Raw genomic sequence first — 22,873 nt, forward strand, 5'->3', positions numbered from 1 at the left:
GCATGATTAACGAAGCCTTGTTTTATGGCCTGGTACTCTTATCAGCCGCAACCTCGTTATTAACAGCCGTGGCCGGTGCTGGCGGAGGCGCGGTATTGATTGGTGTAATGGCTCTGGTATTACCCGGTAGCGCGGTTATTCCGGTACATGGACTAGTGCAAATGGGGTCTAATATTGGACGAACCGGGTTGTCCTGGAAATACATTCATTGGCCTACCGTTGCCTGGTTTGTGCCCTTTGGTTTGTTAGGCACTTTTATCGGCAGTTTATTATTGGTTCAGCTTCCGACACATTTTCTGCAAATTACCATCGCACTATTTTTAATCTGGCTAACCTGGGGACCTAAGTTGCCACAGAGTTTCCGTGGGCGTGCTGGTCTAGTCGGTGGTGGCTTGGTTACCGGCTTTATTTCTCTTTTTGTTGGTGCGTCAGGGCCACTGGTTGCCGCTTTTGTAAAAGCCCGGTTTAGTCAGCGAATGCAAACCGTCGCGACGTTCTCCGCAGTAATGACCATGCAACACGCGCCTAAAGCGCTGGTGTTTGGCATGGCCGGGTTTGTATTTCAGGACTGGCTACCGCTGGTATTAGCAATGATAGCGGCCGGTTTTGCCGGTACCTGGATTGGTCTGCACTGGCTGAAAAAAATTACTGACCAGCGCTTTGACCAACTATTTCGCTTAATCATTACCTTGCTGGCTTTGCGTCTGCTTTGGGTCGCGCTTGAGCCGTTTGTCCCAGCGTTGACGGGCATAACGGCGTAAACTGGCAATGTTATCGGTTTCATCCATGATGGGGGTACCCAGTATGGTTTCGATAATATCTTCCAGCGTAATGAGTCCCAGCCAGCTGCCGTGTTCGTCATACACTAAAGCCATATGCTGACGCTCTTTAAGCAGGTGGCTCATTAGAGCCTCAACACTGACGGTTTCTGTGACGATCTCAACCGGTCGTACAATGTCTTTCAGCGAGTCTGATTCCTCAGCATCAAGAATATCACTACGAAAAACAATGCCTTGTGGCTCCTCGTCGGTATCAATGACCGGGTATCGGGAAAAAGGCAGATTTCTAATCCTTTCGCTGACTTCCGGCATGCTTAAATCTGGTCGAATGGATTCACATACTGTTCTTGGAGTCATGACCTGACGTACCCGAATTTCATGTAAGTCGAGAATGTTCAGAATGACCCGACGTTCGTCGTCATCTAACGCTTTTTCTTCGTGGCCAATAGTGGCCATGGCCTTAATTTCGGAGCGAACGTCAATGTCCGCTTCTCCGCTGCCAATGCGTTTGGTGATTTGATCGGAAAGCCAGATAAACGGCTTAAGCGATAAAATTAAAAAATTTAGTACTGGAGGTAGCATAGGAGCTATCTCACGCCAGAATTTAGCACCTATGGTTTTCGGAATTATTTCTGATAGCACAAGAATAAGCAACGCCATAACTGCTGAAGCTACTCCCAGATAACCGTCACCAAAGACGACCCCAACTTGTGCTCCAACCCCTGCGGCACCTGCTGTATGAGCTATAGTATTAAGTGTCAGAATAGCTGCCAGCGGTTTATCGATAGAATCTTTTAGCTTGCGCAACTGTTGATGGGTTTTAGGCCGGGATTCTTTTAGCTGGGCTATATAGCTTGGTGTAACCGACAAAATGGCAGCTTCTAAAACTGAACAAATAAATGAAACGCCAATGGCAATAACAGCAAAAACAATGAGTAGGAACATTGGTACCTTAAATACTTACAAAAACTGCATTAGTAATAACATAGTTCCCGCGACGATGAGAATAGACCAACCGACGAGACCTGCGTATTTACCCCATAAGCGTTCAGTATAAGGTCCTAACCATAAAACGATAAGTGCTAATACATAATAACGTAAAGCTCTTGCGGCACCAGCCGCTAGCATAAATAGCCAAAGCGGATAATCACCAGCACCTGCAGCCAGCATGGCTACCTGGAAAGGAACGGGAGTAACGCCCACCAGAAAAATAGCAATAAAACCGTCTTCACTCAGAGTGTCCTGGAATTCTTTATAGTAGTCCTGAATGGACAGGTAGTTGATAAACCATTCTCCAACGGTATCAAATAAGGCAAAGCCAATGTAGTAACCGACAATAGCCCCGGCCAAAAAACCCGCTAAAGCGACAGTCGAAACCAGCCATATGCGTTTGCGTTCTAGTACCATGTAAGGTACTAAGACCAACTCTAAGGCTAAGGGAAGTATTGTTGCCTCCAGGGCAGACAGAAAAAATAGAAGTATCAACGCATGGGGGGAACTGGCCAGTTTCTGATACCATTGTTGCGTCTTCGAGTTTTCTGTCATTGGCGCGTCAACATATTATTTTCGATAGCATTCATCGGCCCAGTGTAGCGTGATTTTTTTGCAAATAGGGATCGAAGCCGTTAAAACTTACGTAAAATTTGCACTTACATCGTGTTGTTAAAAGGTAACTCAAAATGAAATATCAAGGAAGCCCGGGCTTTTCTCATGGGCAGGCGGACAAAATTGGTGTCTTGGTTACTAATCTGGGAACTCCAGAGGCTCCAACAAAAAAAGCACTCAAGCCCTATCTAAAAGAGTTTTTATCCGACCCCAGAGTGGTGGAAGTTCCGCGCTTACTTTGGTTTTTGATTTTAAACGGCGTTATTTTGCGTTTTCGGCCTAAACGTTCAGCTGAAGCTTATAAAACTGTCTGGACTGATCGTGGCTCTCCCTTGTTATTTCACACGCAAGACCAGGCTTCGGCCATTGAGGCAAAACTGAAGCAAACCTGGGGTGACAACATTGTTGTGGATTTTGCCATGCGTTACGGGAACCCGGCTCTTAGCGAGGTGGTTGAGAAGATGATGCAAAAAGGCGTTCGCAAACTGCTGGTGTTGCCTTTGTATCCGCAGTACTCGGCATCGACCACGGCCTCAACCTTTGATGCGCTGGCCAAAGACTTTACCAAACGCCGCTGGTTACCTGAACTTCGTTTTATTACTCACTATCACGATTTTTCACCTTTTATAGAGGCCGCTGCTCAGCGCATTGAAAAACACTGGGACGCTCATGGACGGGCTGATAAGTTGCTGTTTTCCTACCATGGGATTCCACTGCGCTACCTGAAAAATGGTGACCCTTACCATTGCGAATGCTACAAAACATCGCGCTTACTGGCAGAACGATTAGGGCTTGGAAAAGACGAGTATCTGACGACTTTTCAGTCACGTTTTGGTCGCGAAGAGTGGTTGCAGCCCTATACCGATATGACGATGAAAGCGCTTCCAGGTAAAGGAGTAAAGTCGGTTCAGGTCTTTTGTCCGGGTTTTTCTTCTGACTGCTTAGAAACCGTAGAAGAAATTGGTGAAGAAAACCGTGAATACTTTATGGAAAGTGGTGGTGAGCGGTACGAGTACATTTCAGCTCTGAATGCCGAAAGCGGGCATATTGATGCGCTAAGTCAGCTTATTGAAAATAATTTGCAAGGCTGGTCAGTTGAAGACGTAACCGAACAGCGACAGCAAAGAGCTGACCAGGTAAAAAAGCAAAGTTTGCCCTATGATGATTAAAGGAGATTAACTTGGCGCGTACGACTTCTTTCGGCAAACCTTTTATGTTTATTGCCTGGGGGCTAGCCCTTGTCATGTTGGTCTGGTTTTTTGAAGACCAGTTGCAGCAACAGTTTAACCCGAACTCTCAGGTGCAAAGCCATGTTGATAACGGACAAGTCACCGTTTTGCTGGAGCAAAACCGGATGGGTCACTATGTGGCTCAGGGTAAAGTGAATGGTCAGCCTGTGACTTTCTTGTTGGACACCGGTGCGACACTGGTTGCTGTTCCTGAAAACCTGGCTAAAGAACTGGGCTTGCGTAAAGGCCGCCAGGGTATGTCTCAAACCGCGAACGGACGTGTTATAACTTATAGAACAGAAATTGACAGATTAGAACTGGGTGAAATTCAGCTAACGAATGTCGCGGCGTCTATCACTCCCGGAATGGATGGGGATGTCATACTTTTGGGCATGAGTGCTTTGAAGGAATTTGAGTTAACGCAAAAAGGCGATACTCTTACATTACGTTATTAAATAAAACAAAACAGGAATGATGTATGTACAAAACATTACTAGGGGCAAGCTTATTGTTGGTGGCGGGCAGTGTTAATGCACAACAAGAGGCATTGCAGCAATGTGCAGGGATTGAAGACTCGCTGGAGCGACTGGTATGTTATGACAATATTGCTAAGCAGTCTCAGGGACAGGTGAAGCAAGCAGAAGGAAAAGCCAGAGGAAAAGTGCAGGCAGAAAAACAAAAATCAAAGGCTGAGCGCCGTGGTAACTCTTCTTTAGAGCGAACCTTTGGTATGGAGCATAAAGACAAAGAGGAAGGCCAGCTCGACCGAATTGAGGTTGAAGTCGCAGCGAAAGAGCAGGGACCTTATGACAAGTGGCGTATCGAACTGAGTAATGGCCAAATTTGGAAACAGACCGACAGCGGTGGTTATTTTCCCTGGGACGAAGACGATACCTATTATATTGAACGCGGCGCATTAAATTCATTTTTCTTTGGCCGTGAAGGTTCGAATCGCCGTATGCGAGTGCAGCGGGTTAAATAAAATAGGCGGTAAATATGCAGCGAGCCAATGCAGGATAGCCTCCCCGAATACAGCCTGTTGGCGACAGGCATAGCTATTGTTCTGATTGCTACGACAATTTTTGTCGTAGTGATCCGCAAAAGAGCGGAAAAGAAATACCAAGGCACAAATTACTTAATTCAGTCACATTATGAAGCGTTTAACTCGTTAGCCCGGCACCGGGATATTGAAAGCCGCCTGTTGGGCATCTGTCGGCTTATTGAGTCTCAAATTGATGGTGCCATGTGCTCCATTATGGCGGTTGATAAAAAAACACAAACCTTATCAACCGCCGCTTCTGTTTCCCTACCTAAGTCCTATAACCGCGCCTTAGATGGCTTAGCCGTAGCAGAGGGTGTTGGCGCTTGTGGTACAGCGGCAGCACTCGGTGAGCCCGTGCTGGTTGCTGATATGAGAAAGGACCAGCGCTTCAATGAGTTCCGGTCCCTCCTCGAGCAGCAAGGTTTAGTGGCGTGCTGGTCCCACCCTATTTTTGCAACCTCTGACAGTGACGTTATTGGAACTTTCGCAATTTACTTTTCAGAGCCGAGAGTGCCTTTAGGACCTGAACTTGAAATTATTGTCCGTAATCGTGATCTGGTGGCTCTCATCATTGAACAGGAGGAGCAAAGAAGGAAACAAGCTCGTCTTGAGCAAAGTCAAAGTTCACTCTTTACTCACAACCCTGATGCCGTGTTTATGCTCGACTTAGAAGGCAACTTTACGAGTGTCAATCGTTCAGTTTGTGAGCTTTTATTGCTTAAAGAAGAGGATTTACTGGGTAAACACTATGAGCTGGCAGTGCCTGAAAGTGATCAGAAACGAACCTTAGAGCATTTTGAAGCGGCTAAATCCGGTATTCCGCAGTCTTACGAGATAAAGGTAAAAGACCAGACCGGTCAGCTTCATGACTTAGCGATAACCAATATTCCTATTATTATCGATGGCGAAATTACCGGTGTACACGGCATAGCTAAAGATATTACCGAACGAATTCAGCGAGAAGAAGCGTTAGAATTTTTCACTTCTCACGATAGCTTAACGCACCTGGTAAACCGCAGTGCAATGGAGCAGCGACTACAGCAGTTGCAGGAAAACAAGAGTGACGCGGCAATATTCGTTCTCTTTATCGATTTAGATGGCTTTAAACCTATAAATGACAGCTTGGGACACTACCTTGGAGACGAGGTCTTAATTGAAACGGCGCAACGCTTGCAGCAGGTTGTTTCGGAACCTAACTTACTTTGCCGTTTTGGTGGCGATGAGTTTGTCGCCGTTATTCAGGATATGAGTGCTGTTGAGCAAGTTAATGCGTTATGTGCGGATGTTCTAGCGGTATTTGAACAGCCCTTTCGGATTGGCGAAGTCGAGGTTTCTTTATCGGCAGCAATTGGTGTTTCAGCAAATGATATTGAGTTTAAACATCCAATGGAGCTTACTCAACGTGCCGATGTCGCTATGTATGAAGCGAAAAAACGCGGCGGTAACTCTGTTTACTGGTATTCCGCAAACCTTGATGAAGGCTTAGGATACAAAGTGGCATTGCGGACCAAAATTCAGGAGGCGCTTGCGCAAGAGCAGTTCGAGCTGTTTTATCAACCCATTATGACCGACAAAGGTAAAGTCGCCGGAGCCGAAGCGCTCATTCGCTGGCAACATCCAACCAAAGGTTATGTTTCACCCGCAGACTTTATTCCTGTTGCTGAGCGCACAGGGCAAATCATTCCAATTAGTGAATGGGTGCTAAAGCAGGCTTGTCGCGATCTGCAGCAGCTTAAGCGATACGGTATAAAATCTGTTTCGGTGAACTTTTCGCCTATCCAGTTTTATCGTGAAGATTTTGTCAGTAAAACGAAAGCGATACTCGAACAGTTTGATATTAAACCCGGCGAGATCACCGTCGAAATTACAGAGAATGTATTAGTTAATGATACTCAGCGTATTGCTGAGTTATTGCAGCAATTGCGCGATCTGGGTTTGGACGTGGCCATTGACGATTTTGGTAGTGGCTTTGCCAGCTTACGTTATTTAAATATGTTGCCGGTAAATAAGCTCAAAGTTGATCGCAGCTTTATTGAAAATATTCATGAGAACTCGCATAACGCCGCTATTACCTGCGGTATTCTGAGTATGGTTGCAGGCATAGGTATTGAAACTGTCGCTGAAGGCGTAGAAAAAGAAGAAGAATGTGCTTATTTAGTGGAGCATGGTTGCCACTTTATGCAAGGGTTCTTATTCAGTAAGCCGAAGCCGCTGGGAGAACTGCTCAAATGGGCAGAACGCCAGCAATCTTTCGAAAACGAACGTTAGCGGATTCGGAACTGACGGAGCTCCTGTTGCAGGTTGGCAGATAGCTCCGCCAAATTTTCACTGGACTCTTTTACCTGCGCCGAACTTTGCGCGGACTGATCTGAAATACTACTAATAGTATTAATGTTCTGATTAATTTCCTCTGTAACTGAGCTTTGCTCATCAGCCGCGCTGGCAATATGACTGTTCATATCATTAATTTCTGCTACCGCCGAGGTTATTGCCTGGAGTGACTCATCAGCATTTCTTGCTCTTTCCACTGTGTGATCCGCCTCTTCCTTACCGGTGTTCATTGAGCGGACAGCTTCATGAGTTGCTGTTTGTAAACGCTCAATCATTTCCTGAATCTCCTGGGTTGATTTTTGTGTGCGGCTGGCTAAGGTTCTGACCTCGTCAGCAACAACAGAGAAGCCCCTTCCATGTTCCCCTGCACGCGCAGATTCAATAGCCGCGTTTAACGCAAGCAAGTTTGTTTGTTCAGCTATGCTACCAATAACGTCCAGTACCTTACCTATGTTGTCGCTATCTTCCGCTACCTTAGAAATAGTTTGAGATGTTTGATTCACGTGGTTAGCTAAACTCTGAATCGCATCAACTGTCGACTTAACGACATCGCGACCTTGCTTGGTATGATCGTCAGCTGTTTTCGCAGAAGTCGCTGCGTCATTAGCACTTTTGGCTATTTCGTCCACTGTGGTCGACATTTCATGGATAGCCGTTGCCACCTGCTCAACCGCTTCGTGTTGCTTCCTGATGCTTTCGTTAGACTCTTCTGAAATGCTGGAAAGCTCTTCTGACGATGTTGCCAGTTGTTCGGTCATTTCATTAATTTTGGTAATAATGCGCTGAAGCTTTTCGACAAAAGCATTAAATGCATCGGCTACTCGACCCAGTTCATCTGTTCTGTCCAGATTAACGCGTGCGGTTAAATCTCCTTCGCCTTTGGCCATATCTTCAAAACGCTCAAGCATTAAGTTCAATGGCCTGGTAATTAATGGTGGAAAGAATAATGCCAGCAATACGCAGATAGCTAAACCTATGGTCAGGACAACCATCTCTGTCCAGTTACTTTGACTGATGACTTCGTCAATAATGTCAGACTGACTGAGTGCTGCTTCTTCTTTGCGTTGCTCTAGCTGGTCAAGAACGTCCCGCATGGTCTCGAACTGAGGGCCGCTTTGCTGCTCACTTAAACTAATGGCTTCTTCAACCCTGTTTTGACCATGAAGCTCTATTACTCGCTTAGTGGTTGCGACCCAGGTCTCATTTTTTCGCTTGTAATCAGCAACCATTTGACGTTCTTCGGCACTTGAAGTGATAGCTAAAAATCGGTCCACCCGTTGAGAAGCTTGCTGTAGGTTCTCATTGACTGTGTCGACAAGTGCTTGTTTTTTTGACGAACCTGGTGGAACTGAAAGTAAGGTTCTTTCTGCTACCAGAGCCTGATGTAGGTCGCGATCCGCTTGCAATAAGTAATTAAGGCCGGGTAAGTGTTCACTGGCTATTTCATCAACGCTGTTAGCAACGGATTTAAAATTCACGGTACTGACGGTAGCAATACCAATAAGCACTAAAGCCAGTAGTGCAATAGGAAGTATTAATTTGTACCGAAATGTAAGGTTGTTAAACCAGCTCATAATTTAACCTCTAAAGTAGCTCGCGACCGATGTCGTGTGACTTATTATCGGAAGCTAAAGAGGGTTACTTTAGGGGGGGATGAAAAAATGCTGAGTGTCATATAACACCCAGCATAATTGATTTTTAACTATTTAATATCAGTCAGTCGCAAATACGGACGTAAGGTTTTCCAGCCCTGCGGAAATTTCTCTTTTGCGTCTTCGTCGCTGACCGTTGGACGAATAATGACAGAATCTCCGGGCATCCAATCTGCCGGGCATGCCACTTCGTCACGGTCAGTCGTTTGCAGAGCATCAATAACCCGTAAAATCTCGTTGAAGTTGCGGCCGACAGTCATTGGGTACGTCATGATCAAACGAACTTTTTGGTTCGGATCGATAATGAAAACCGAACGCACTGTTGCTGTGGCGCTCTCGTTTGGATGGATCATGTCGTAAAGCTGCGCGACTTCTAAGTCTTTGTCGGCAACGATAGGAAACTCAAGTACGGTATTTTGAGTGTCGTTAACATCATTGATCCAGCCTTTGTGAGCTTCCACGGTATCGGTAGACAGCCCTAGAGGTTTCACGTTGCGCTTTTCAAACTCTGGTGCCAGTTGGGCTGTGCGACCCATTTCCGTTGTGCAAACCGGTGTATAGTCTGCCGGGTGGCTGAAGAAAAATACCCACGAGCCTTTCGCCCAGTCGTGGAATTCTATCGAACCCTGTGTGGTATCAATGGTAAAATTCGGTGCAGTATCGCCAATACGTAATGTCATAGAGTGCCTCCTGAAGCAATTATTGATAAGCTTTGCTGGTAACCATTAAATGATAGCGTACTGAACACATTACAAGGCATTGGGCTTATAACCTTTTACTCTAATATAGATGCGTGGACTATTAGCAATGACTTTATTTATTGATGCCGATGCCTGCCCTGTGGCAATACGGGAAATTCTCTTTCGCGCGGCACAACGAAAACAACTGCACCTCTACTTAGTGGCTAATCAACGCATTCAAACACCTAAATCTAAATTTATTCATATGGTGCAGGTAGGTAGTGGTTTTGATGTGGCAGACCATGAAATAGTCCGGCGTTGTGAAGCGGGCGACTTAATCATAACCAGTGACATTCCGCTGGCGTCAGAAGTTATAGACAAAGGCGCTAAAGCATTAAGCCCCCGGGGGGAGCTCTTCACTCCCGATAATATTCGTCAGCGGCTGAACATAAGAGATTTTATGGACACCATGCGCAGTAGCGGTATTCAGTCTGGTGGTCCGCCGCCGTTGTCGAATGTGGATCGCAAAAACTTTGCGGATCATTTAGACCGTTTATTAGTAGGGAGTTGAACTTGACCTTTTTTGCGGCGTTACCGGCAATTATCTGGGCTCTTATGGTTTGGTTTTTTCCTGAGTGGCTGACGTCTGTCTCGCTTTCAGTTCCCGGAACTGTCTCAGCAGCATTAGGGCTAGTGTTCTTGGTTGCCGCTTTCTTTCGGCAATGGCAATGGTTTTATTGGTGCGCCTGGGTTGGTGGTATCTACGCTACGATTCAGCTCGGTTTGCAGCAACCGCTGGCGCAGAAAGAGGTTTCCCAACTGTACGAGGCACTTCCTGTGTGGTTGTCGGTTAGTGCCTTGCTTCTGACCTTCCTGAAAAAGCCAGTGCTACTAACCGGAAAAGGCATACTGATATTTGTTGCTTTGGCAATACTGCCTTTATCATTATTGCTGACTCCAGTTGCACAAACCCTTGCGTTATTGAGTCCCGCAGAGGTTCTGACTTTACCTGACTGGCAACAAAGTTCGTTTGCTATTGGGCTGCTAATTTGGACGGTCGCCATGGGCGGCGTCTGGGCAACTTATTTGCTTTATAAAAGCGCTTTCGCTTTTGCCTGGAGTCATTGGGCGGCCTGGTTTTCGCTTATGGTCTTTTTGTTGGCCGTGCAGTATCAACAAGCCTCCACCTGGGCCGCTTTGGCAGCCAGTGCTTGCTTATTGCTGGCGCTGGCCGACCAAATGTTGAAGCTGGCTTACATTGATGAACTAACCGGGCTGCCGCAACGGCGTGCGTTGATGAGTCAGTTGCAACACTTACGCAAACGCAGTGCCGTTTGCATGCTCGACGTTGATCATTTTAAAAAGTTTAATGACCGCTATGGACACGAGGTTGGTGATCAGGTGTTGCGGCTGTTAGGCAGTATCTTAAAAGAACACGGCGGGTTTAAGGCATACCGCTATGGCGGAGAGGAATTTACCTTAGTATTTTTCCACAACGATGAAGAAAAGTTAAAAAGTACGCTGGAAAGCGTTCGTAGCCAGGTAGCTAATTACCCGCTTAAATTGCGAGAGCCCTCGCGGCCGGAGAGTAAGATAAAAGGCAAAGAAGCGCGAGGTAAAAAGGAGCAGAGTAAAACGGTCAAAGTCACTATCAGTTTAGGTGCGACGTTAAAGGAACCTGATGATACCGCGGATAGCATTTTGAAACGTGCTGATGAGAACCTTTATTCTGCGAAAAAGGCTGGGCGTAATAGAATATATTTTTGTTGTCAAAAATAACAACTGGACAAAAAAGAGACTGAAAGTTAGTGTGGTTGTGAGGTCTCGCCTCAATAACAAAAAGAAATTATAACAAAAACAAGTTGTACGTTCACTTAGATAGTGGCGTTTGTTAACGGAGAGAACAATCATGTTAAAACTAAAAAAAACGTTAACAGCGTTATCGGTGGCTGCGGCATTAACTGCTGCCTCTAGCGCTTACGCTCAGGATACCGGTACACTTCGTATACAGATTACTGATAATCAGGGAAACCCGATTCCGAATGCATCGGTGGTTGTTAAGGCGCCGGATACGTTGGTTTCGAGAAATGCGGAAACGGATGATGACGGCTATGTTCGATTAGGCGGATTACAACCTTCAAGACAGTATCAGGTCGAAGTTGTTGAAGAAGGTTACTCAACATTCGAATCTGGGGATGTTCGAGTGTCGTCGGGTCAGACATTTGAACTAAGTTATGTTCTTACGCCGGAAAGTTCGGATATTGAAACGATTCAGGTTACTGGACGAGCAGCATCAACAATTGATACGACTTCTTCAACTACAGGTGTAGCCGTTACTCTGGATATGACAGAGTCTCTACCAACTGCGCGGAGCTTCCAGGATTATTTGCAATTAGCACCAGGTGTTAAACCATCTCCGAGCGGTAATCCGTCATCAAAGTCTGGTGTAAACTACTCTGACATTGGGGGAGAATACGGTTCATCTTCTGATAATGTGTATTATCTGGATGGCATTAATGTCACGGATAACCAGACAGGTACTTTTGGTTCAAGCATCAACTCCGAAATCATTCAGGAACAGAGAATTTTAACGGGCGGTATTCCAGCTGAATACGCAGGTGGACAAGGCCTGGTAACTCGGGTTATCACCAAGTCAGGTGGTAACGAATGGAGCGGCTCGGTTAACTACTATTTTCAGAATGATAGTTTAGTTGCTGATAATGAACACCTTGATGGCGCGAAGTTCTCAACTTACGATACTGCTGTCACGCTGGGTGGCCCCATAATACAAGACGAACTTTGGTTCTTCGGTTCATTTCAGAAGAAAAGCCGTGAAGATGATGTCGTAAACCCTAATACTGATGAAATCATGCGTTCGGTTACCGATGAGTCAGACTTAGGCTTCTTTAAATTAACCTGGCAACCAACGGGGAATGACCGCTTTGTGGCAAGTTGGTTTAATGACCCGCGTGAGATTAGTGGTTCATCTTCGCCTTCAACTTTGATGAATCGTGACCAATCAAGAGAATATGGCGGCGATAACTATAAGCTAGAATACTCTCGTTACTGGGATAACTTTATCCTGACTGTTCAAGCGGCAAGTCATGAGAGTGAATCAACGGTCTTGGCGAAAGATAATTCAACACGAAATGATGTGGCCTATCTGTCAGGTGGCTCGTTTGAGCCAACAAATGCGGATACGGACAAAGGTGGCTATGGAACGAACACTTCTAATCTTCGTGGCCGTGATCAATACTCAGCAACGCTTGAGTATTTCCTTGATACGTTGAATTTTGGTAGCCATGAAATTAAGGCGGGTTATGTCTTAACTAAAAATGAAAACGCCCAAGATAGCCGGTTTACAGGTGATGGCGCTCAATACAGTTCTATTGGAGCAGTAACTGGTAGCGTTGACTTAGACAATTATGTTAATTCAAGTTGGACTGGGGCAACTGAGTTTGTTCAGGAAGACTACGCCCGTATTGTAAATGCGATGAACCAGAGTGATAACTCTGCTCAGTTTTACGCTCGTTATGATGCTAATGGCGACGGAACCATTTCTGACAGTGAGTTAGGGCAGGGTGTTGTTTTTGATCAAACTACGGGCAACCCAACAAGTGATATCAATGCTTATCGGATATTACAAACAAACCCGGGTGCAGTGACCCTTGAAACTGAAGGAAGTACCTTCTTCGTTCAGGATACCTGGACACTGGATCAGTGGACTGTTAACGCAGGCATACGTTCTGAAAAATGGGAACACTTCTCCACTAAGGGAACTAAGGTAGCTGAATTTGACTGGGAAATAGCGCCTCGCTTCAGTGTTATATATGACATCGACGGCGAAAGTAAAGTTTGGGCTTTTGCAGGTCGTTATTACGATCCAATTCGTACAAATATGACGGACTTTGCGGGTAGCTTGACCGGTCCGGTTCTGAACGAACAGGTTTACCTCGAAGACCAGTGGTTAACATATCGTGTACGCGGTGGTGAGACTCAGCCTGATGCATTCTTTGCTCCAACAACGGAAACTCCTTACACAGATGAGCTGTTGCTCGGTTATGCAACAAATATTGCTGATGATATGAGTATCCAGGTGACCTACACGGATCGTGTTACTAAGAATATCTTAGAAGATTACGATTTGGACCTATACAGTAATGTTCTTGCGGGTACAGATCTTGAGTTACCGCTGTCGTATTTCGGTTACGACACGATGCCTAACTCAAACTATGTTATTGCAACACTGGCGGGTGCAAAACGTGAGTATCAAGGTTTAGAGGTAAGCTTTACTAAACACCGCACTGAGAACTGGTTCTTCAATGCATCTTGGACTTACAACAAAGCAGAAGGTAACTCAAACTCAGATAGTAATGCTGATTATCAGGGCGATGTGCCATGGTTAGACCCACGAGCGCCGGGTGTATACGGTGATCAACCAGGTAACATGCAGCATTTGGTTAAGTTATTTGGTAGCTATAAATTTGATAACGGAATTGAAGTTGGTGGTGTGTATAACTGGAACTCCGGTACGCTTTATAGCAACACCTTCTCTGCCGGTGGTCGTCACTTGCCGACTCCAGGGCCTGCGTATGAGTATGGTGGTTACACCACAACGTGGATCCCTGAGGGAACTGTTGGTGTAAATGAGTCTCCAGCATACGGTACTTTAGATCTGCGTGTTAAATATACCCATGACTTCGGTGAGCGTTATAAAGCCGAATTCTTCCTGGACATATTTAATGCACTGGATGATCAAGCGGTTCGCCGTGAACAGGATCTAGTAGCAGGTGATGGTGTTTACGCCTTTGGTGAAGGTGTCGACTGGGTTAAACCACGCCGCTTTTATTTAGGAGCACGTTTGTCGTTCTAGTCTCCCTGCTGGAACGCTGTTGTAACCCGGAGGCTTTGCCTCCGGGTTTTTTATTTTGGGCGATCTAAACTTTCTAAAATACGTTATTAATAAGCATGAATATGCCTTTAACAATAACGGATACGTGAATGAGCTACATAAAAGAAACCATCGAAAAGTTAAAGCAAACCAGTCCGGCGCAAGTCGAATTCTATCAGGCGGTAGAGGATGTACTTGAGTCGATAGAGCCCTTATTGGAAGAGCGTCCTAAATATCGGGAACACTCTATTATTGAGCGGCTGCTTGAGCCTGAGCGGCAAATCATGTTTCGTGTCCCCTGGATGGACGACGACGGTAAAATTCAGGTAAATAAAGGCTACAGAATAGAGTTTAACTCGGCATTGGGCCCCTATAAAGGTGGGTTGCGTTTCCACCCGAGTGTTAATGCCGGTATTGTTAAGTTTCTTGGCTTTGAGCAAATATTTAAGAATGCTCTGACCGGTTTACCCATTGGCGGTGGCAAAGGTGGCGCCAACTTCGATCCTAAAGGCAAGTCGGACGCGGAGATTATGCGTTTCTGCCAGTCGTTTATGAGTGAACTGTATCGCCACATTGGTCCTCACACCGATGTTCCTGCGGGAGACATCGGTGTGGGCTCAAGGGAGATTGGCTACCTCTTTGGTCAATATAAACGCCTGGCCAATCGTTTTGATGGTGTCTTAACCGGAAAAAGTGAATTATGGGGCGGCTCTCAAGTTAGAAAAGAGGCGACAGGGTACGGTGTTGTCTATTTCGCGCAATGCATGATGGATGACCAGGATGACTCGCTGGACGGAAAGCGTTGCTTGATTTCAGGATCAGGTAATGTTGCTATTCATGCTATGGAAAAGCTGTATGAATTGGGAGCTAAACCGATCAGTTGCAGTGACTCCAGCGGAACCATTTACCATGATAACGGTATTGACCTTGACTTGGTTAAGCGCATAAAAGAAGAACAGGGCGGGCGACTTATAGAGTACCTTGAAACTCATGAGGATGCGGAATATACGTCTAAGGACGATTACCCCGAAGAAGGTCACTGCGTTTGGCGTTACGAAGCCGATATTGCTTTCCCCTGTGCGACTCAAAATGAATTGACCGAAAAAGATGCTCAGGCACTTCTCGAAAACGGCTGCAAGTACATTGTGGAAGGGGCTAATATGCCTACAACTCAGGCTGCAGTCGATCTTTTCATTGAAAGTGGTGTTGGCTACGGTCCAGGCAAAGCATCAAACGCTGGCGGTGTCGCCACTAGCCAGTTAGAGATGGCTCAGAATGCCAGTATGTTGCGCTGGGACTTTGAAGAAGTGGACGAAAAACTCAAAGACATTATGAGTAATATATACCAGGATGCAAAACGCACTGCCGAAGATTTCGGACACCCTAATAACTTAGTGCTCGGAGCAAATATTGCCGGGTTCCGTAAGGTCGCCGACGCCATGCTGGAACAAGGTGTGGTTTGATTGTTGAAATTAGAGCAACCTCAATAATGAGGTTGCTCAATACTAGGCGTTACTGTTGCTTTTCCATCTCCTGGTGAAACTCTGCCAAATCGGAAATAACTCTCTGGTTTTGCAATTCCGCGTAGGGCTGATCTGCAAACTTGGTACCACGTAGCTGCACCGAAATACGCGCGGCATCGGGGTTTAACATGGTTTGCTGGTAAAACGCTTTGGCGTCTTCAATGCTTACGTTTTCAACGGCATCAATTAACTGCTCTTTGCTGTCGAATTCGAAGCGCTGCAAACTCAAATCAGCCAGGAATGGAGAAACTTCCTCCATCAAGTTCTTCGGCTGTTCGTTCAATGTAATCAAGGTGCTTTGTTTGATTTGATTGAACTCTTCTGGCGTCATTTCCTGTAAGTCTTCCCAGTATTCTTCCTTGAAGCTATCAAAGCGTTCCTGCATATCGGCAACGCTTTTAACCGGCGTCTGAATATACAGCCCAAAACCTGCGTACTTATCCAGGCTCGGTGCGAAAGAGCCCACAGCATAGGCCAGTTGCTCTTCTGTACGCAGGGTATCAAAGGCTACGGTACGGAAGTGACTTTGCAGAACCGTTCCTGCCGCTAACGCGGCAAAACCCGGTTGAGGGTGAATGTGCGCATCGACCACCGCTACGTCAGCAACGTCCAGGTCACGACGTAATACAATGGATTTTCCTGTTTCAGGCTTCCAGAATTGAGCCATTTTAAAGTCAGTAACCTTACGGTCTTCGGGTAAGCTGGCCTGAATGTTTTTAACAGACTCCTCCAGGTCACCTCGGTCATAATTACCAAAGGCAAATACGCGTATCGCATTATTGCCCAGTAAGGTATTCATAAAGTCAGACAAATCTGCCGGAGTTAATCCTTTTGCTGTTTCAATTAAGTCCGTTTGATTAAAACCACCTTCACGAATCAACTGTCCGTAGGCGTCAAAACTTTGATAAATAGGAAATTGCTGACCTTTGTTCTGCAGTTCTCTGATATAGCGATCAACGGCCTGTTTAAAGGCCTGCTCTTCTACGTTGAAGCTCAAATTATCGATAGCTCGTTCAAGCAACTGAGGCTGCTTATCGGTAAAGCCGGACACCGTTAGTGACAGGCCGGTGCCATCATTAAGGTTCAGGTTCATACCCGCAATATTCGCCTCGGTGTCCAGAGCGCTAACATTCATATTGTATAAATCGCGCCATAAAGCAGTTAAAACGTCCGCTTTTATACTTTTAATAGGTGCGTCGTTGTTTATTTGAATATAAAACACACCGCGCGGCTGGTCGCTGTATAACTGACTTGGATATTGCCAGACCTGAATGCCTTCCTCTTCGATAACCACTTTGGGTTTATCAAAAGCGTCGTTCTGCTTAATGGCAAAACTCTCTGGCAACAAGGTATTCACTTTCGGCAGGTTAATGGACATTTTCGGTTCGTTATCCCAGCTCGCGATTTCTTCTTGCGGTATGTCAACAACCTTGTATTTGCCTTCATAGAAATCGAGCTCGCTGTCGTGCGGCTCGTCCTGACTAATATACCAAACGCGCAGTCTTTCCGGTGTTAGTTGTGACAGTACCGAGCGGATGGCTTCAGGATCAAACTCACGGTATTCATAGGGGGCGCTGATGGCATATTCGGCAGGGAAGTTCTGCATTGTTTCAGCCAGAGAAGAAACGTAGCTGAACTCATCGCTTTTTTCTAGGAAGCGAAAACGATTATTCAGGCTGGTTTTTATTTCTTTAAAGTAACTTTCATCAACGCCCTCGGCGCGAACTTTATCGATGTACTGCATAATAAGCGCGACAATCTCTTCACGCTGTTGCATGCCGGCATTAGTGAGCTCAACATCAATGGCCAGAACACCGTAGTTCCCGTAAAAAGTGGGTTGTGCCGATGCATTTAAGCTAGCAATAAGGCCAGCATCTTTGAGTTGTTGTGCTGGCGTTCCAGGCATTTCTGAGCCGAGCAAGTAACTGACATAGCGGTTGGGTTTAACGGCAAACTGTTCCTGGTTGTCATTGATAATGAACTCCAGTTTTAGCTGCTTAACGTCTTCATTCGGTACATAGTGGATGCGCTTCTTGCCTACATCGTCGAAGTTAATTTGAGCTGTGACCTCGGGCTCATCAATACCGTCGTCTTCAATGCTGGCAAAGTGTTTACGAGCTAAGGTTTCCATCTCTTCTAACGAACGGTTGCTTATCATGGCAACTTTCATAATGTTGGCAGAATAGAAACGGTTGTAGAAATCGACGGTTTCTTTATGCAGCTCGCTGTTCTCTTTGTTACTCAGGCTGTCGAGGTTGCCAATAAGGAAACGGTTGGAAGGGTGCTCCCCCAATAATAAGCGGCCTAATTTAAACTGGCCGAAAAAGTCCATTTCACGGCGCATTGACCATTCGGCGTTCACTGCGTTGCGCTCTTTGTCTGCGTACCCAGGGTACAGTTTTGGTGCTTTGAAAAAATCAGAGAAGCGATCTAAAGCCTCATCATAGGCGTTGTTATTAATTTTAAACATGTAGTTGGTGACATCCAGCCAGGTAGAGGCATTTTGACTACCACCGTTATTACTCATAAATTCGCTGTATTCGTTGGTATCGGGATACTTTTCGGTTCCCAGAAACAACATGTGCTCAAGATAATGCGCCAGTCCTTGCTGAGCTTCGGGATCCTGCAATAAACCAACGCCAACACTTAAAGCGGCAGCCGACTTATCTGTATTCGGATCAGAAACCAACATAATTTCAATATTATTATCCAAAGTCACTACGCGATATTCGCGCTGGTCGTTCGGGCTTTTAATGACTTCGCCCGCCACGGCATTTTGAGTGGTGCCGGTTTCGGTAACGGGCTGACTGCAGCCTGCGGCTAAAAGAGCGAAGCTAATAGAGCTTGCGAGTAATAACTTCTTCATAAAAATATCCCTTAAAAAAATGACCTCAATATAATAACGAGGACTACCCTGCTTGTTGAGGGTGGTTTTTAATTATTTGTTGACTAATTTGTAACAGATTGTGAGAGTTAAAACATACTTTTGGTACAGGGATGTCAAAATGAAAGCAATTATTATAATAGCGATGCTTTTTTTATTAGTTGGCTGCAGTTCACCCACCGTATTTCTCACAACAGAACGGCTGCCACAGAAAGAGCGTCAGGAATTAATTTCTGCATTGTCTGAAAATGGGTTCAAAGTTAAAGCAACTTCGGGCGTGATGGTTCCGGAAGAATTCCCAGATGTGGTTGTAGCAACAAACCCCGCCAATGAAAACCCTGAGTTTTTCGCTAAACTTGAACAGGTTATTAGGCAACAAAACCTTGAGCCTGTAGCTTATCAAAAGTTTTATCAGCAGAAACATTATTATAAAGGGCGTAATGTTGGGTTATACGTGCGAGGTAATGCTCCTGAATTAAGGCTTCCACCGGTTCTTCGCGGTAACCACCAAACCTGTAATAACCAGCGTATGATTCTTGAATTTAAGAATAATAAACGGGTACATATTGACGTAGAAAAAGAAGAAATAACCTCGTACAAAGGAAGCTATCAGTCCATATTACCTGACACTATTCATGCTAACTTCGAGAGTCTGGAAGGCCCCGTAACACTGAGGCTTTCTAAAGTGTCTGTAGAAACCTATGCGGGAATGAAAACCGCAGACAAAATAGTCGTTACGAACAGCGACAATAAAGTATTACCAGAAAATTGCGAGTTCATGATCATTCACTATTAGATCCGATAACGAGCAGAGGTTATTTTTCTGCAGTACATTCAGTGTAGACTTCAGAATAAGGCTGGTCGAAACAACGAATGAACTTATCAACAATATTCAAGTTTGGCGGCCATTGTATTTCAATAGGGTTTCCGTCTGCATCTGTCGGATTAAAACCTTCGGGCTTAGGAACTGCAGCCAGTTTTTCCCTTTGATTTTTTAGCTTTTCTCTATCTGACTGTAAAAAGGCGATAGTGGCGTCAACGTAATAGTTCCAGCCAGACATGTCTTTTTCGGGCGACTTGCGCGCTTGCTTCATTAAGCTAATAGCGCGTTGATACTGACCGACTTCGGCTCTAAGCTGACCCTCATGCCAGACAAAGGTTCTCATAGCCCCTTTGGAAATCTCGTTCTTTGTGTAATAGGTATGGATAAGGTCGGCTGCCGCTTCACGACAGGCTTCCGCTTTAGCTACTTCTCGCCAGCCTTTTTCCAGGTTTTGGTCAAACTCCCTGGGAGATAGCTTTAACATTTCAACTTCGTTATAAGAGCAAGTTTCACTCTCTGTATTTGTATCTTTGGCTACGGAAAACGGAGAGGCAATGGTTATTGAAAGAAAGCCGGTAACGAGTAATGCCCGCATAGTGAAACTGCTTGTAGTAGACTGCATAATGTCTTCTCCTGCTAAATAAAGGTGCTGAACATGTCTGTTTTGTTGATAGCCAAAACGCTAGGGCTTTTCTTTATTACTGCAATTGCCGAAATTATCGGATGCTATTTACCTTACCTGTGGTTGAAAAAAGATGGAAGTGCCTGGTTATTGATTCCTGCAGCTATCAGTTTGGCAGTATTTGCCTGGCTGCTTACATTGCATCCGGCTGAAAGTGGCAGGGTCTATGCGGCTTATGGGGGCGTTTACGTGGTAACTGCACTGCTGTGGTTAAAGGCTGTTGAAGGAGCTTCATTGTCGACTTACGATGCCGTAGGCGCTGCTTTCACTTTAACCGGAATGGCTATTATAGCGGTTGGCTGGAACCACTAAGGCAAAGGAATAAACTCATCTTCATCGCCAACAACTTTATCAAAGCGTTGATTCTGCCAATCTTTTCTTGCCTGCTCTATTAGTTCTTTATTAGAGGACACAAAATTCCAGTTAATAAACCGGTTGCCCAATGCATTACCGCCAATAATGACAATATGTGATGGTTCCTGAGCTGTAATAACGGGTTGCTCTTCAGTTTTTAATACAACCAATGTTCTTGCCGCTAGTTCTTTACCTTCTGAATTTAAGCGACCAGAAACGATATAAACAGCCAACTCTTCTGTTGTCGGTAACGTCAGTTCTTGGCCAGAGTCCAACTTGGCTTCTAGGTACAAAGTTTCAGACAAGGTAGGAACAGGTGACTTTACGCCATAAGCTTCACCTATCATGACGCGAACCGAAACCCCATTCACATTAGCCGACGGAATATCGGTTGACGGAATATGATAAAAGGCAGGCTCTGTCTGCTCGTACTGTTCGGGTATAGCTAACCAGAGTTGCAAGCCATGTAGCCTGTGAGCGCGGGCCGTAATTTCCGGGCGCTCTCTTTCTGAGTGCGTAACGCCTTTGCCTGCGACCATCAGGTTGATATCGCCGGGCGTAATTATCTGATAACTGCCAATGGAGTCCCGGTGCAGCATTTCGCCATCGAATAAGTAAGTGACAGTGGATAACCCAATATGCGGGTGTGGTGCGACATTGACACCTTCTCCCTGTGGGAAGTCGGCTGGGCCCATTTCATCAAAGAAAATCCACGGTCCGACCATACGCTTTTGGCGAGTGGGTAATGCGCGGCGGACATAAAAGCCGCCTAAGTCGCTGTCGCGAGGTTCAATAATAACTTCTATTGCAGATGACGGTTGTTCGTGCGAGTCACAACCTTGTTCAGCATTGTTAAGAATATTGCTCATGGAATACTGGCTGCCTTCAAAGTTATCTAAGTTCGTTTGTTATCTTTTTTAAAGATTACCGCAAAGTGCCGGGGCGCAAGGAAGAAATCCTCAAATTTTGCTCAATATTTATTCGTTACTGCCGATGATTATAGTAGGTATCTCATACTAATAAGAGACTAAAGGTGAAAATATCAATAACAAATCACTATTCATCCTTAACCAAGCCGGTACCCGCTAAGCAGCCGATAACGGTGCTACAGAGCCATGTGTCGGAGCCTCTGGATACCCAGCCTGAAAATACCCAGGGGGTCTTCCTTAGTGAGCTAGATAAACTCTATTTTAATTTTAATAAATGGTTGGAAGAGCCAATACAATCAGAATTCTCGGCGGAGAAAATAGAAAAACTAAAAGATTTGTACTCAAAAATGTCTGAGGAAGATTTTATCCGGCTGGGTAGGTTAGGCATTACATCGAACGATGATTTCTTGTCTATGGTTGAAACCCTGGACAAAGAACAACTTTCGCAGTTAACCGATACATTTTATGGGTTGTCGGCTTCTGCAAACATGCTTTTTACCCATGTTAATGAATTTAATCCCTCCAGAACATACGAAGAAAAAGTAGAACAATTTATTGAAGTGCTATCAGACACTCAGCGAATTGCCCGGGATCAACTGATTGAAAAGGCGGCTGAATATGATGAAAAAATCAGTATTCACAAAGCTGAGCGTGAGAACAATGATACCTATGAATCTCTAGGAGGATATTTCGACGTTAAATCGAGCGCGAACGACCTGCAGAACTTTGTTTCGACCGTAATAGATACCAAATCGCCCGCTGATTTTGTTAACAAGCTCGATCAATACAGTCGGGAACAGCAAAGTAGCTTGTTAAATGTGCTTGGAATGAGCCGGATTGAAGGTGAGCAACTGCTTGACGGTCTTCTGGATAAAAGTGATGAGGCCAGAACGAGCATATTGTCTTTTATTGGTAAAGTAGCACTTAAAACAAACCCTTTCTTTGAAATGAGCGCTTTTGGTGATTCGGAACATGTGGTGAGTATCAGCAAAGGGTTTGGCGATAACCTATTCGAGACAACGAAAAAAATGCTTGAGAATATGGGGGAATTGCTGACAACCTATAATTTCAGTGACGAACAGCTCGTAGAAATGGGTGACCAACTTAACGACCTAAATAGAAAGGAACAGATCGGCTACCTGGAAGCTGCGGTCATCGGCCTCGATAATCTATTAGGTATACAAACTAGCAGCACCAATGAACTTATAGACATGAAAGCAGAGCCACAGGCGATGAATAAACTGCAGTCCGTTTTAAGTAGTAAAGATGCTTTGCAGGCTGTTTATGAAGCCCGCGAGGGTGAGGACCGGAGAAGCGGACGTTCCTACGTGCCGAAAACCAAATGGGAATACCTGGAAGACTTGGAAAAAGTGGTGTCATCTTATATTCCGCCGGCGGAGTCTGACGAAAACGTTCGGGATCCTTGGGAATATGCCTCTGGCGCTAAAGCTTGACATGTTTATACTGTT

The 22,873-nt window shown here is 45.3% G+C and carries 19 protein-coding genes; 12 read left to right on the plus strand and 7 right to left on the minus strand.

What is annotated here, in order from left to right; all coding sequences use genetic code 11:
- The first annotated feature begins 2 nt into the window (after positions 1 to 2).
- On the plus strand, positions 3 to 761 hold the full coding sequence (locus DET62_RS07130; protein WP_034822662.1) for a sulfite exporter TauE/SafE family protein: 759 nt from the start codon (positions 3 to 5) through the stop codon (positions 759 to 761).
- On the opposite strand, the gene DET62_RS07135 is transcribed toward DET62_RS07130, so the two are convergent.
- Together DET62_RS07135 and DET62_RS07140 are read right to left on the minus strand one after the other, a co-directional pair.
- On the minus strand, positions 678 to 1,724 hold the full coding sequence (locus DET62_RS07135) for a hemolysin family protein (protein WP_110013423.1): 1,047 nt from the start codon (positions 1,722 to 1,724) through the stop codon (positions 678 to 680). The genes DET62_RS07130 and DET62_RS07135 overlap by 84 nt on opposite strands.
- Before the next feature lie 15 nt (positions 1,725 to 1,739).
- The gene (locus DET62_RS07140; protein ID WP_110013422.1) at positions 1,740 to 2,324 is read right to left on the minus strand and encodes a VTT domain-containing protein; all 585 of its coding nucleotides are present in this window, start codon (positions 2,322 to 2,324) and stop codon (positions 1,740 to 1,742) included.
- Positions 2,325 to 2,458: 134 nt separating this feature from the next.
- Between DET62_RS07140 and hemH the strand changes: the two genes are divergently transcribed.
- The 4 genes from hemH to DET62_RS07160 are packed head-to-tail and all read left to right on the plus strand — an operon-like array spanning position 2,459 to position 6,923.
- Entirely contained in the window at positions 2,459 to 3,553 is a 1,095-nt protein-coding gene (gene hemH / locus DET62_RS07145; RefSeq protein ID WP_011235573.1) for a ferrochelatase, read from the plus strand.
- A gap of 11 nt (positions 3,554 to 3,564) precedes the next feature.
- Positions 3,565 to 4,068: a TIGR02281 family clan AA aspartic protease gene (locus tag DET62_RS07150; protein ID WP_110013421.1), complete on the plus strand. Its 504-nt coding sequence runs from the start codon at positions 3,565 to 3,567 to the stop codon at positions 4,066 to 4,068.
- A 23-nt stretch (positions 4,069 to 4,091) separates the two neighbouring features.
- Complete coding sequence (locus tag DET62_RS07155) at positions 4,092 to 4,595, plus strand: hypothetical protein (protein ID WP_110013420.1); 504 nt, start codon at positions 4,092 to 4,094, stop codon at positions 4,593 to 4,595.
- Between the two features lie 27 nt (positions 4,596 to 4,622).
- Positions 4,623 to 6,923 carry an EAL domain-containing protein gene (locus DET62_RS07160; protein ID WP_110013419.1) on the plus strand — a complete coding sequence of 767 codons (2,301 nt, stop codon included), beginning with the start codon at positions 4,623 to 4,625 and terminating at the stop codon, positions 6,921 to 6,923.
- Here DET62_RS07160 and DET62_RS07165 read toward each other — a convergent pair.
- Both DET62_RS07165 and DET62_RS07170 read right to left on the minus strand, forming a co-directional pair.
- Entirely contained in the window at positions 6,920 to 8,560 is a 1,641-nt protein-coding gene (locus DET62_RS07165) for a methyl-accepting chemotaxis protein (RefSeq protein WP_034822656.1), read from the minus strand. The two genes, DET62_RS07160 and DET62_RS07165, sit on opposite strands and share 4 nt — an antisense overlap.
- 128 nt (positions 8,561 to 8,688) lie before the next feature.
- The gene (locus tag DET62_RS07170) at positions 8,689 to 9,318 is read right to left on the minus strand and encodes a peroxiredoxin (RefSeq protein ID WP_110013418.1); all 630 of its coding nucleotides are present in this window, start codon (positions 9,316 to 9,318) and stop codon (positions 8,689 to 8,691) included.
- A 127-nt stretch (positions 9,319 to 9,445) separates the two neighbouring features.
- On the opposite strand from DET62_RS07170, the gene DET62_RS07175 reads away from it, so the two are divergent.
- The 4 genes from DET62_RS07175 to gdhA all read left to right on the plus strand — a co-directional run bounded on the left by DET62_RS07175 (position 9,446) and on the right by gdhA (position 15,672).
- Positions 9,446 to 9,889: a YaiI/YqxD family protein gene (locus DET62_RS07175; RefSeq protein ID WP_110013540.1), complete on the plus strand. Its 444-nt coding sequence runs from the start codon at positions 9,446 to 9,448 to the stop codon at positions 9,887 to 9,889.
- Between the two features lie 2 nt (positions 9,890 to 9,891).
- Positions 9,892 to 11,097, plus strand: a complete 1,206-nt coding sequence (locus DET62_RS07180; RefSeq protein WP_110013417.1) for a GGDEF domain-containing protein — start codon at positions 9,892 to 9,894, stop codon at positions 11,095 to 11,097.
- A 130-nt stretch (positions 11,098 to 11,227) separates the two neighbouring features.
- Positions 11,228 to 14,191, plus strand: coding sequence for a TonB-dependent receptor (locus tag DET62_RS07185; protein WP_110013416.1), 2,964 nt, complete (start codon positions 11,228 to 11,230; stop codon positions 14,189 to 14,191).
- A gap of 128 nt (positions 14,192 to 14,319) precedes the next feature.
- Complete coding sequence (gene gdhA / locus DET62_RS07190; RefSeq protein WP_110013415.1) at positions 14,320 to 15,672, plus strand: NADP-specific glutamate dehydrogenase; 1,353 nt, start codon at positions 14,320 to 14,322, stop codon at positions 15,670 to 15,672.
- A gap of 49 nt (positions 15,673 to 15,721) precedes the next feature.
- Here gdhA and DET62_RS07195 read toward each other — a convergent pair whose 3' ends face one another.
- Positions 15,722 to 18,598: an insulinase family protein gene (locus DET62_RS07195; RefSeq protein ID WP_110013414.1), complete on the minus strand. Its 2,877-nt coding sequence runs from the start codon at positions 18,596 to 18,598 to the stop codon at positions 15,722 to 15,724.
- A 139-nt stretch (positions 18,599 to 18,737) separates the two neighbouring features.
- Between DET62_RS07195 and DET62_RS07200 the strand changes: the two genes are divergently transcribed.
- On the plus strand, positions 18,738 to 19,412 hold the full coding sequence (locus tag DET62_RS07200) for a hypothetical protein (RefSeq protein ID WP_110013413.1): 675 nt from the start codon (positions 18,738 to 18,740) through the stop codon (positions 19,410 to 19,412).
- 19 nt (positions 19,413 to 19,431) lie between these two features.
- On the opposite strand, the gene DET62_RS07205 is transcribed toward DET62_RS07200, so the two are convergent.
- Positions 19,432 to 20,061, minus strand: coding sequence for a hypothetical protein (locus DET62_RS07205; protein WP_051018793.1), 630 nt, complete (start codon positions 20,059 to 20,061; stop codon positions 19,432 to 19,434).
- 33 nt (positions 20,062 to 20,094) lie between these two features.
- Here DET62_RS07205 and DET62_RS07210 point away from each other — a divergent pair, with 33 nt between their 5' ends.
- Entirely contained in the window at positions 20,095 to 20,433 is a 339-nt protein-coding gene (locus DET62_RS07210) for a YnfA family protein (RefSeq protein ID WP_011235558.1), read from the plus strand.
- On the opposite strand, the gene DET62_RS07215 is transcribed toward DET62_RS07210, so the two are convergent.
- The gene (locus DET62_RS07215; RefSeq protein ID WP_110013412.1) at positions 20,430 to 21,344 is read right to left on the minus strand and encodes a pirin family protein; all 915 of its coding nucleotides are present in this window, start codon (positions 21,342 to 21,344) and stop codon (positions 20,430 to 20,432) included. The genes DET62_RS07210 and DET62_RS07215 overlap by 4 nt on opposite strands.
- A 164-nt stretch (positions 21,345 to 21,508) precedes the next feature.
- Here DET62_RS07215 and DET62_RS07220 point away from each other — a divergent pair, with 164 nt between their 5' ends.
- Positions 21,509 to 22,858, plus strand: coding sequence for a hypothetical protein (locus tag DET62_RS07220; RefSeq protein WP_110013411.1), 1,350 nt, complete (start codon positions 21,509 to 21,511; stop codon positions 22,856 to 22,858).
- Positions 22,859 to 22,873: the final 15 nt, after the last annotated feature.

This window comes from Idiomarina sp. H2, assembly GCF_004364275.1.
GTDB classification, from domain to species: domain Bacteria; phylum Pseudomonadota; class Gammaproteobacteria; order Enterobacterales; family Alteromonadaceae; genus Idiomarina; species Idiomarina loihiensis.

What these genes read in the sequence shown, in the direction of transcription:
- DET62_RS07130 (WP_034822662.1), top strand. Translation starts at nt 3, where the DNA reads ATGATTAACGAAGCCTTGTTTTATGGCCTGGTACTCTTATCAGCCGCA.
- DET62_RS07135 (WP_110013423.1), bottom strand. Translation starts at nt 1,724, where the DNA reads ATGTTCCTACTCATTGTTTTTGCTGTTATTGCCATTGGCGTTTCATTT.
- DET62_RS07140 (WP_110013422.1), bottom strand. Translation starts at nt 2,324, where the DNA reads ATGACAGAAAACTCGAAGACGCAACAATGGTATCAGAAACTGGCCAGT.
- hemH (WP_011235573.1), top strand. Translation starts at nt 2,459, where the DNA reads ATGAAATATCAAGGAAGCCCGGGCTTTTCTCATGGGCAGGCGGACAAA.
- DET62_RS07155 (WP_110013420.1), top strand. Translation starts at nt 4,092, where the DNA reads ATGTACAAAACATTACTAGGGGCAAGCTTATTGTTGGTGGCGGGCAGT.
- DET62_RS07160 (WP_110013419.1), top strand. Translation starts at nt 4,623, where the DNA reads ATGCAGGATAGCCTCCCCGAATACAGCCTGTTGGCGACAGGCATAGCT.
- DET62_RS07165 (WP_034822656.1), bottom strand. Translation starts at nt 8,560, where the DNA reads ATGAGCTGGTTTAACAACCTTACATTTCGGTACAAATTAATACTTCCT.
- DET62_RS07170 (WP_110013418.1), bottom strand. Translation starts at nt 9,318, where the DNA reads ATGACATTACGTATTGGCGATACTGCACCGAATTTTACCATTGATACC.
- DET62_RS07175 (WP_110013540.1), top strand. Translation starts at nt 9,446, where the DNA reads ATGACTTTATTTATTGATGCCGATGCCTGCCCTGTGGCAATACGGGAA.
- DET62_RS07185 (WP_110013416.1), top strand. Translation starts at nt 11,228, where the DNA reads ATGTTAAAACTAAAAAAAACGTTAACAGCGTTATCGGTGGCTGCGGCA.
- gdhA (WP_110013415.1), top strand. Translation starts at nt 14,320, where the DNA reads ATGAGCTACATAAAAGAAACCATCGAAAAGTTAAAGCAAACCAGTCCG.
- DET62_RS07195 (WP_110013414.1), bottom strand. Translation starts at nt 18,598, where the DNA reads ATGAAGAAGTTATTACTCGCAAGCTCTATTAGCTTCGCTCTTTTAGCC.
- DET62_RS07200 (WP_110013413.1), top strand. Translation starts at nt 18,738, where the DNA reads ATGAAAGCAATTATTATAATAGCGATGCTTTTTTTATTAGTTGGCTGC.
- DET62_RS07205 (WP_051018793.1), bottom strand. Translation starts at nt 20,061, where the DNA reads ATGCAGTCTACTACAAGCAGTTTCACTATGCGGGCATTACTCGTTACC.
- DET62_RS07210 (WP_011235558.1), top strand. Translation starts at nt 20,095, where the DNA reads ATGTCTGTTTTGTTGATAGCCAAAACGCTAGGGCTTTTCTTTATTACT.
- DET62_RS07215 (WP_110013412.1), bottom strand. Translation starts at nt 21,344, where the DNA reads ATGAGCAATATTCTTAACAATGCTGAACAAGGTTGTGACTCGCACGAA.